Raw genomic sequence first — 9082 nt, forward strand, 5'->3', positions numbered from 1 at the left:
CTTGACCAAGGCCAAGGGGCCGCCTGCCTGCGCCTCTGGCGCGACATGCAGCACCACCGTGCCAAAGGCCGTGCCCGACATGCGCGCATCCGACACGCGCACCATGTCGCGCACCCCCTGTTTGACCAGCTTGGCGGGGATCGGCATGTTGCCGACCTCTGGCATGCCCGGATAGCCCTTCGGGCCGCAGCCTTTCAGCACCAGAACGGTGTCAGGCGTCACGGGCAGGTCGTCGCGGTCGATCTCTGCCTTCAACTGCTCGATGCTCTCGAACACATAGGCCGGGCCTTCGTGTTCCAGCAGCGCATCGGTCGCAGCGGATGGCTTCACAATCGCCCCATCAGGCGCAAGATTGCCGCGCAACACGCGCAAGCCCGCCGCCGCTTTCACGGGGTTCGACAGCGGGCGGATGACATCCTCGTTGAAGATCTCTGCCCCGTCCGAATAGGCGGAAATATCGCCACCCAGCACGGTTTTTGCAGGCCGCAGATGGTCGCGCAACTGCGCCAGCACGGCAGGCACGCCGCCCGCATAGGCGAAATCTTCCATCAGATATGTGCCCGATGGCATGCAGTTGACGAGCAGCGGAATGTCGCGACCCAACTCTATATCGGCCAGCGACAGCTCCACGCCCACACGCCCCGCAATCGCCAGCAGGTGCACCACCGCATTGGTGGACCCGCCCACGGCGGCATTGGTCAGGATCGCATTCTCGAAAGCCGCGCGGGTCAGGATGTCTGATGGCTTCAGGTCCTCGTCGACCATCTCGACAATGCGCCGCCCCGTGTGATGCGCCAGCGCCGTGCGCCGCGCATCGACCGCAGGCAAGGCCGCATTGGTGGGCAGCGCAAGCCCCATCGCCTCGACCAGTGACGCCATGGTGCTGGCCGTGCCCATGGTCATGCACACGCCCGCAGAGCGGGACATGCCCGATTCCGCCGCCATGAAATCTTGCAAGGTCATGTCGCCCGCGCGCACGGCTTCCGAGAATTTCCACACATCGGTGCCAGAGCCAATATCCTTGCCGCGCCATTTGCCGTTCAGCATCGGGCCAGAGCTGACCACGATGGATGGAATATCGACCGACGCCGCGCCCATTATCTGCCCCGGCGTGGTCTTGTCGCAGCCGCCCAGCAGCACAACCCCATCAATGCCGTATGCGCGGATGCATTCTTCCACGTCCATCGCCAACAGGTTGCGAAACAGCATCGCGGTGGGCTTCATCTGGGTTTCGCCCAAGGATGTGACGGGAAATTCCACCGGAAAACCACCGGCTTCCCAAACCCCGCGCTTGACCGCTTCGGCCAGCACCCGCAACCCGCTATTACACGGCGTCAGTTCCGACCATGTGTTGCAGATGCCAATAATCGGGCGGCCATCGAACGCGTGGTCGGGAAAGCCCTGGTTCTTCATCCATGAACGGTGGATGAAGCCGTCCTTGTCCAATTTGCCATACCAAGCGGCAGAGCGGCGCGGTGTCTTCATGTCAGGCAGTGGTCCTTCAGGGCCGATGTTGAATTTGAGTATTTCAGGCAAGATGAAGGTCAGGCGGGATTAGCGCAACCTCATGCCACTTTTGGTGTCGAACAGAAATGCGCGTTTGGGATCGAACGTAATCCCGACATCCATGTCATCGGAGAGATCGGACTCTCCGTCTTCCGCCACGATCAACCGCTCGCCCGTTGGTGCATGCAGATGGGCATAGGACGTGCCGCCCAGCTTTTCGACCAGGTGCAGCCGGAATCCCGCGCCCGCAGGGTCGATGCGCAAATGTTCGGGGCGGATGCCAAAGTCGATCTTGGTGCGATCGGTCGGCAGGCGCAGCGGCAAGGTCGGTGCGTCTGGCAGGGCCGGGATGGAAAGCTGACCATCAGTGATGTGCCCAGCCAGAAAATTCATGGCCGGCGATCCGATAAAGCCGGCCACAAAACGATTGTCGGGATCACGATAGAGGTCGAGCGGAGCACCAACCTGTTCGATCCGACCATCGCGCAGCACGACGATCTTATCCGCCAATGTCATGGCTTCGACCTGATCATGCGTCACATAGATCATGGTCGCGCCAAGCTGCTTGTGCAGCGTTGCGATTTCCACGCGCATGTCGACCCGCAGTTCGGCATCCAGGTTCGACAGCGGTTCGTCGAACAAGAACACCTCTGGCCCGCGTACGATGGTGCGCCCGATGGCGACACGCTGGCGTTGCCCGCCGGAAAGCGCCTTGGGCTTACGGTCAAGCAGCGGCTCCAGCTTGAGGATGCGCGCGGCTTCAGCCACTTTTGCGGTAATTTCATCCTTTGGAACGCCGTTCATTCTTAGGCCAAAGCCCATATTCTCGGCCACGTTCATATGCGGATAAAGCGCGTATGTCTGGAACACCATGGCCACACCACGCTGAGACGGGTCCAGCCTGGTGACATCGCGTGCGCCAATGGTAATCTGGCCTGCGGTTGTTTCCTCCAGCCCTGCCACCATGCGCATCAGCGTGGATTTGCCGCAGCCAGAAGGGCCGACAAAGACGCAGAATTCGCCATCCTCGATCTGAAGGTCAAGCCCGTGGATGACCTGAACCTGGCCATATTTCTTGGTTACATTCGAGAGTGTGACACCGGACATGGTTATTCCCTTATGCTTTCGGCCCGCGACGGTTTTTGCGTCAGGTCACGGATAATCGAGACTTCCTGCGGGTCAAAAGCCCGACCATCTGGCCAGAGCAAATCGTGAAACCACAACTCTGGCGCGCGGACCTTGCCGTGCAGGACTTCCAGCTCGCGTGGCCACGGCTGGTCCGTCTGGGTGCGTCCCTTGACCAGACCCCAATTATAGGCTCCGACATTCATGTCGTGGTACAGTGGCAGTTGGTCCTGAATGCGGCTGCCGATGGTGCGTGCCATCCATTCGGTAATCATGATCGGACGATCATGTTCCTGGAGTTGCGCCACATATTGGCGCGCATTCTTAATGTCGCAATAGGCATGGAAGGTAATAACATCCGACAGCGCCAGCGCTTGCCGGTCGATCGGGTCATCAAAGGCAGCCCCATCATCTCCCGGAATGGGCGTGCGCCACGCGGCCACGGTCAGCGGCTGGTGCGGATTGATCGCGCGCGCCCAAGCGAAGGCGCTTTCCATCAGGTCTTTGCTATGCTGGGACAAGGCAGGGTCATGTTCGGCATATTCTCCGCCCGGCAAAAAGATCATGCGGTTGCCCGGCTCATTATACAGATCCCAAGCAAGGATGCGGGGGTCGGTGCTGTGCGTCTGGATGATATCGGCCAGATAGGCGTGAAACTCCGGCCAAAGCGCGCGGTTCGTTACCGCCGCACGACCGGGAGAGGCGACAGCGCGGCTGTTATGCAGCCCCGGCACCGGGTCTGGCTGCGGGCCGTAGACAGGTTCGGCGCCGCCAAATCCGCAATCATCGAACAGGACCGGCATAACGCTCAGGCCCATGTCAGAGGCTGTCTGCAACAGCCAGTCAAACCGTGCCATCAACCCGTCACGATCATGTTTCCAGACCAGATAATGCAGGTTGGTGCGGATGGAATTCAGCCCCATTTCTGCCGCCCAGCGCAGTTCGCGCGCGATCGTGTCGCGGTCAAAGCTGTCGGGCATCCACATCTCAAGGAAATTTACCGCCGAGGAGGGCAGGAAGTTGCAGCCAACGGGGCAGGGCTGCGCGTGCCACCAGGCATTGGCGCGGTCCTTGCTCCATCGCGGAAGGGGGGCGGTGGTCATGTTCTGGTGTCCGGCAGAAAAGGAGAAATTGGGGAGGAACGGCCCGCGCATGCGGCGGGCCGTCGAGAGTTGTCAGCGATCAAGCAGATCCTGCACATCCAGTTGTGCATCGGCCAAGGCGTCATCCGGCGACTTTCCGGTGAGCCAGATTGCCTGGAACTCGCGGTTCAGCACATCCTGAATGGCACCGTAGCGCGCCGATGGCGGGGTGTCGCGCGCAATATCGGCCGTGCCGGTATACTCATTCCGATGCGGCAGGGCTGCATATTCTGCGCTTTCCAGCACCGAGGACCGCACGGCCATATGACCCGTGCGCGCCCAGTCGATGTTGTGATCGTTGATGAAGGCCAGCACCTGAAGCGCCGCGTTATAGGTTTCGGGATCGTTGGCCTTCAGAGGTGCGGGGATCGCCCACATGTGGCTGTCGGCCCATGTCGCGCCATCGCCAAACAAGGTCGGGAAATCGGCGGCGTAGTAATTGCTAAGCGCGGTTTCCGTGTTTGCGGCCTCTGAGGCATAGAAATCCACCACCCAGGTGCCGTTTACGAGGATCGCAGCCTCGCCATTCAGGAAGGCTTGCTGGCTGTCGGCGTAGTTTAGCTGCGGGTTCGCCAATTCGGCGTCGAAAAGCTGTGTCACCGCCGAAATTGCATTACGCGCCTCGGCGGTATCAAGCGTTGCCGTATCGCCGTCAAACACGTTCGCGCCTTGCTGCCAGACAAGCGCCAGCACAAGGCGAACGCCAAGCGGGAATTGCGCGAAATCGGCGGCAAGGTAGTTCTGCCCGGTCGCAGCTTTGACGGCTGCGGCATGTTCCAGAAGCTCTTCGGGGGAAGAGGGCAAAATCGGTGCGCCAGACTCGTCCACCAGCCCGGCGGCATCCATCAGGTCCATGTTGATGTGCCACAGGTTGGCGTGGAAATCCATCGGAACGCCGATGATGCGGTCGTTATAGGTGACGGCTTCCAGCGCCGCTGCTTCCCAGTCCGACGGGTCTATTCCCGCCGCGGCCAGGTCATCGGTCAGGTCTGCCAATGCGCCAATGCCGGCGAATTCGGGCACGCGGTGGCGGTGCATGACATGAACATCCGGTGGGGTGCCGCCTGCATAGGCCGCCTTGATCTGGTCATAGTAATTGCCCCAGTCGGTCGGCAGCGTGTTGACCGAGACGCCATCAAGCTGTGCATCGGCTGCGTTGATGATCGACTGGATGATGCAGGCCTCACCCACGGACGCCTTGGTGTCGGTGCCTGCATTTTCGCAATCACCGAAAAAACGGCCAAGCGTGACCTCTTGTGCGGTGGCTCCTGTCGCCAAGAGCGCCAGCGCGGTTGCGCCAAGTATCGCGTGTTTCATGAAGTATCCTCCCTTTCATGGTTTGCGAATTGTGTCAGCCCTTCGTGCCGCCCGCCGTCATGGCGCGCACCACATAGCGCTGAAAGATCAGGAACAGGACGACCACGGGCAAAGACGCGATCACCCCGGATGCCATGACCCGTCCCAGCCCTTCGGCCTGTGCGAAGTTGGATTGGATCGACGCCAGGCCAAGCGTGATGGTGAAAAACTCGCGCTGTTGCGCCGAGACCAAGGGCCACAGATAGTCATTCCACGCATAGAGGAATGTCAGGATGGCGAGTGTCATCATCGCCGGGCGTGCAAGCGGCAGCATCACATACCAGAAAATCTGCAACCAGCCGACACCGTCAATGCGCGCGGCTTCCTCGATATCTCTGGGGACGGCCTTGAAAAACTGCATCATCAGAAAGACGCCAATCGGCACCGCCACGCGCGGCATAATCAGGGCGTGATAGCTGTTGTGCCAGCCCCAATCGGCGAACATCGTGTATAGCGGAATGAAGACCGCCTGTTCCGGAACCATCAGCCCGATCAGGCACAGCACGACAATCGGGCCTTTCATCGGGAAATCCAGCCGTGCCAGCGCATAGCCTGCCGTGGTGGACACGGCGAGCACCGCAAGCGTCATGCCGGCGGACACGATCAATGAGTTGAAAAACCACATCGGCACTTGCCCGAACTGAAACAGCGCGATGTAGTTGTCCGGTGTGAAGGGAATGGGGATCAGCCCCAGCCCGGTGGTCGAGGTGGTGCGCGCCAGCACGTCATTCGGCTGAAACGACAGCGACACCATCCAGATTGTCGGCACAAGCCACAGAAAGGCCGGGATAGAGATCGCGAAGACAAGCCAGTAATAGGAGCGATTCATTCGTCTTTCTCCCGCCCAAGCACGAATTGCAGAATGGAAAATGCGCCCATGATGACAAACAGGAACACCGCCATGGCCGAAGCGCGCCCAAGCTCACTATCGCGGAACGCGGTCTGGTAGATGTAGCGCACCAAAACTTGCGTAGTGTCGTTGGGTCCACCATTCGTCATCAGATGCGACTGCCCAAAGACCTGAAAATGCAGGATGATCTGCAACACGACGACCACCGTTATGGTCCGCTTCAGATTGGGCAGCGTGATATACCAGAACGCTTTGGCACCCGTTGCATTGTCCAGCGCGCCAGCTTCATACAGGTCTTGCGAGATGTCCTGAAGCCCGGCCAAAAACAGGATCATCGCAATCCCAAGCGACCACCAGATGGTCGCAATCACGATGGCCGCCATGGCAAAGCCTTCCGCCGTTAACCAGACAATCGGCGATCCGCCCAGAAGTTCGGTGACATTTGCCAGCAACCCTTGCCGGGGCGAGAACATGATCTGCCAGATCAGCGTGACAACCGTAACCGACAGCACTTGGCTTAGGAAAAACAGCGTGCGCAGCACAGCTTTCGCACGGGTTTCGCCATTCAGCGCCGCTGCCAGCAGCATGGCGGTAATCGTCACGCCCGGCACGGCCAGCCCAACAAACAGAATGGTATTGCCAACGGTTGGCCAGAACCGGCGGTCATACCAGCGCCCACCTTCGCCCGGATGAAAGCCGGGCAGCACGAACAGCAGCAGGGCCGCGAGCCCCATCGCGATCGCCGTCACACGTCCGGCCCGCCCGCTGCGATACAACAGAAAGCTGGCCAGCATCCCAAGCAGCCCGATGACCTGAAGCGCAGGGCTGGCGAATGCACCCCATGTAATATTGCGCCCCCACATGACGCGCTCGTAATTCTGCAACCCGACAAAGGCCTTTGCATCTGGATTGAAGGCCACGGCCATCAGGTTCCAGTCGTGCAGGCTGATCCACACGCCGTTGAAGAAGGGGTAAACCAGAAACAGGCCGTAAACGACCATGAACGGCAAAAGAAGTATGAGCGCGGCTTGCCGCTGCGAGAGGGCAAGGCGCTTAGCTTGGTGCTGGGGCATTTGGCGTCTTCTCCCAAAGTGGGCCTTGTCGGCCACACCGCCAATTTTATTGCTAATAATAATTAGCAAACTTTATTAGCGCGCGTCAAGCTGTAATATCGGGGGATGTCATACGATCCTCCATCGCCGTCGCGCGTCACTATGAAAGATGTTGCTGCCCATGCCGGGGTATCGCAATCGACCGTGTCCTTTGTGCTTAACGGGATGGTCGGTATGCGCATCGCGGCCGAAACGCGCCAAAAGGTGCTGAATGCGGTGGCCGAGCTGGGGTATAGATCACGCGGTGCAGGCCGCCCGCCAAATGCGCTTAGCAAGCGCGTCATCGGCTTCATGCTTGACGAAATCTCGACAAGCCCGTTCGCCGCCATATCCATCGACGGCGCACAAGAGGAAGCGCGCAAACATGATGCGCTGCTTGAAATTGTCATGACCGGGGGGGACCCGGACTATGAGGCGGCTGCCTTGCGCAAATGGGCCGCCGACGGCGTTAATGGTGTCATCTATGGATCAATCCTGACACGCAAGGTTGCGCCGCCCGACATGCTTACCCGGCACCGCGCAGTCCTGCTGAACTGCTATGACGGAACGGACCGCTACGCTTCTGTCGTTCCGGCAGAGCGTCGCGGGGGGGAGGCGGCCACCAAAGCGCTGCTCGCCCAAGGGCATCGCAAGATTGCGTTCATCTCTGGCGAACCTTGGATGGACGCGTCGCGCCAGCGTAAAGAGGGTTTCAAGCGCGCAATGCAAAAAGCCGGTTTAGAGATAGACCTTGCCTTGGTGCGCGAAGGCAACTTCCTTCCCAGCGGTGGCCGAAGCGCGACATTGGACCTGATGAAATCGGGAACCCGTCCCGATGCGATATTTTGTGCCAACGACCTTATGGCGGTGGGCTGCTACGAGGCGCTGAAAGAACTGGGCGAACGTCCGGGCGAGACAATAGCCGTGATGGGCTATGACGATCAGGAAATCGCGCAACACCTGTCCCCGGCTTTGTCTACGGTGTTGTTGCCGCATCGTGAAATGGGGCAATGGGCCAGCTTGGTCTTGCTGGACGAAACATCGCGCCCTCCCGTTCAGGCGCGCATGGAATGCCCGGTGGTGTTGCGCGCGTCACACGGTTAAGTCGCTGGCTGCCTTGCGGGTTGGTGCAAATTGAGACAGAGCGATACGCTGGCAGGAAGCAACGGTAGATCGTTTCCGTCGCTCAGCGAGCGGCGTCTGCGAACATTACCGATTCCCCTAACAGGTTGCTGAAATAGTCCTGCCTCGACAGCGGTTTGCGAACATGATTCACCCTTGGCACGATAACGGCGGGGGTGAAGATGCGCGGGGCGGACGAGACGAGCGGGTCGCTGTGCAGCTATGTCGATCTGGAGGAGCGCATCCCCGCGCGCCACCCGTTGCGCAAGATCCGGCAGGTGGTGAATGACGCGCTTGCCAGCCTCGATGCAGAGTTCGAGGCGCTTTACACGGATTTCGGCCGCCCCTCGATCCCGCCGGAGCGGCTGATCCGGGCAAGCCTGCTGCAAATCCTGTTCTCGGTTCGCTCCGAGCGGCAGTTGATGGAGCAGATGGATTACAACCTGATGTTCCGCTGGTTTGTAGGCCTTGGCATCGACGACCCGGTCTGGGGTGAAGGGCGTCCTGGAATTGATCCAGTGGATCAATTCAGCCCTGAACGGGCGAAGCCCTGGGCCGAAGGCCGACCGTGTTTACCAAGAACCGCGACCGGCTGCTGACGACAGAGATGTCGCGCAAGGTGATGGCGGCGATCCTCGCCCATCGCGAGGTCGCGCCACTTCTGTCGGACGAACACTTCTCGGTCGACGGCACGTTGGTAAAAGCCTGGGCCTCGATGAAGAGTTTCCAGCCCAAGGCCGATGCGGCCCCGCCTGACGACAAGGGGCCGGGCGATCCACCCGCCCCAAATGCCACGCTTGAGCCTGCGCCTTCCGAGACCACAGCCGAGCCCGACCCGATGCCCCGCAACACCAAACCCCACCGTAATGCCGAGGTCGACTTCAAGGGCG

At 60.3% G+C, this 9082-nt stretch carries 7 protein-coding genes and 1 pseudogene; 2 read left to right on the plus strand and 6 right to left on the minus strand.

The genetic code is table 11. From position 1 onward, the window contains the following. The 6 genes from M3N55_RS07370 to M3N55_RS07395 form a co-directional block, all read right to left on the minus strand. The coding region (locus tag M3N55_RS07370; RefSeq protein ID WP_249057873.1) for an IlvD/Edd family dehydratase at positions 1–1485 on the minus strand (1485 nt) is incomplete at its 3' end. Between the two features lie 69 nt (positions 1486–1554). After that, positions 1555–2613 (minus strand): ABC transporter ATP-binding protein, encoded by a 1059-nt coding sequence (locus tag M3N55_RS07375; protein WP_249057874.1) that lies wholly within the window; start codon positions 2611–2613, stop codon positions 1555–1557. Between the two features lie 2 nt (positions 2614–2615). Next, positions 2616–3734 (minus strand): cellulase family glycosylhydrolase, encoded by a 1119-nt coding sequence (locus M3N55_RS07380; RefSeq protein ID WP_249057875.1) that lies wholly within the window; start codon positions 3732–3734, stop codon positions 2616–2618. A 72-nt stretch (positions 3735–3806) separates the two neighbouring features. Continuing rightward, positions 3807–5090 carry an extracellular solute-binding protein gene (locus M3N55_RS07385; protein ID WP_249057876.1) on the minus strand — a complete coding sequence of 428 codons (1284 nt, stop codon included), beginning with the start codon at positions 5088–5090 and terminating at the stop codon, positions 3807–3809. A gap of 34 nt (positions 5091–5124) precedes the next feature. Continuing rightward, entirely contained in the window at positions 5125–5958 is an 834-nt protein-coding gene (locus tag M3N55_RS07390) for a carbohydrate ABC transporter permease (RefSeq protein ID WP_249057877.1), read from the minus strand. Next, on the minus strand, positions 5955–7052 hold the full coding sequence (locus tag M3N55_RS07395) for a carbohydrate ABC transporter permease (protein ID WP_249057878.1): 1098 nt from the start codon (positions 7050–7052) through the stop codon (positions 5955–5957). The genes M3N55_RS07390 and M3N55_RS07395 overlap by 4 nt, the downstream gene beginning before the upstream one ends. A 141-nt stretch (positions 7053–7193) precedes the next feature. Between M3N55_RS07395 and M3N55_RS07400 the strand changes: the two genes are divergently transcribed. Then, positions 7194–8174, plus strand: coding sequence for a LacI family DNA-binding transcriptional regulator (locus tag M3N55_RS07400; protein WP_249057879.1), 981 nt, complete (start codon positions 7194–7196; stop codon positions 8172–8174). A 200-nt stretch (positions 8175–8374) separates the two neighbouring features. Continuing rightward, positions 8375–9082: pseudogene (locus tag M3N55_RS07405) on the plus strand (transposase); the annotation flags it as partial.

It is taken from the genome of Roseinatronobacter domitianus (genome assembly GCF_023336755.1).
Taxonomy (GTDB): Bacteria; Pseudomonadota; Alphaproteobacteria; order Rhodobacterales; family Rhodobacteraceae; genus Roseinatronobacter; species Roseinatronobacter domitianus.

Coding starts and splice junctions, on each gene's coding strand:
- M3N55_RS07375 (WP_249057874.1), bottom strand. CDS start 2,613: ATGTCCGGTGTCACACTCTCGAATGTAACCAAGAAATATGGCCAGGTT.
- M3N55_RS07380 (WP_249057875.1), bottom strand. CDS start 3,734: ATGACCACCGCCCCCCTTCCGCGATGGAGCAAGGACCGCGCCAATGCC.
- M3N55_RS07385 (WP_249057876.1), bottom strand. CDS start 5,090: ATGAAACACGCGATACTTGGCGCAACCGCGCTGGCGCTCTTGGCGACA.
- M3N55_RS07390 (WP_249057877.1), bottom strand. CDS start 5,958: ATGAATCGCTCCTATTACTGGCTTGTCTTCGCGATCTCTATCCCGGCC.
- M3N55_RS07395 (WP_249057878.1), bottom strand. CDS start 7,052: ATGCCCCAGCACCAAGCTAAGCGCCTTGCCCTCTCGCAGCGGCAAGCC.
- M3N55_RS07400 (WP_249057879.1), top strand. CDS start 7,194: ATGAAAGATGTTGCTGCCCATGCCGGGGTATCGCAATCGACCGTGTCC.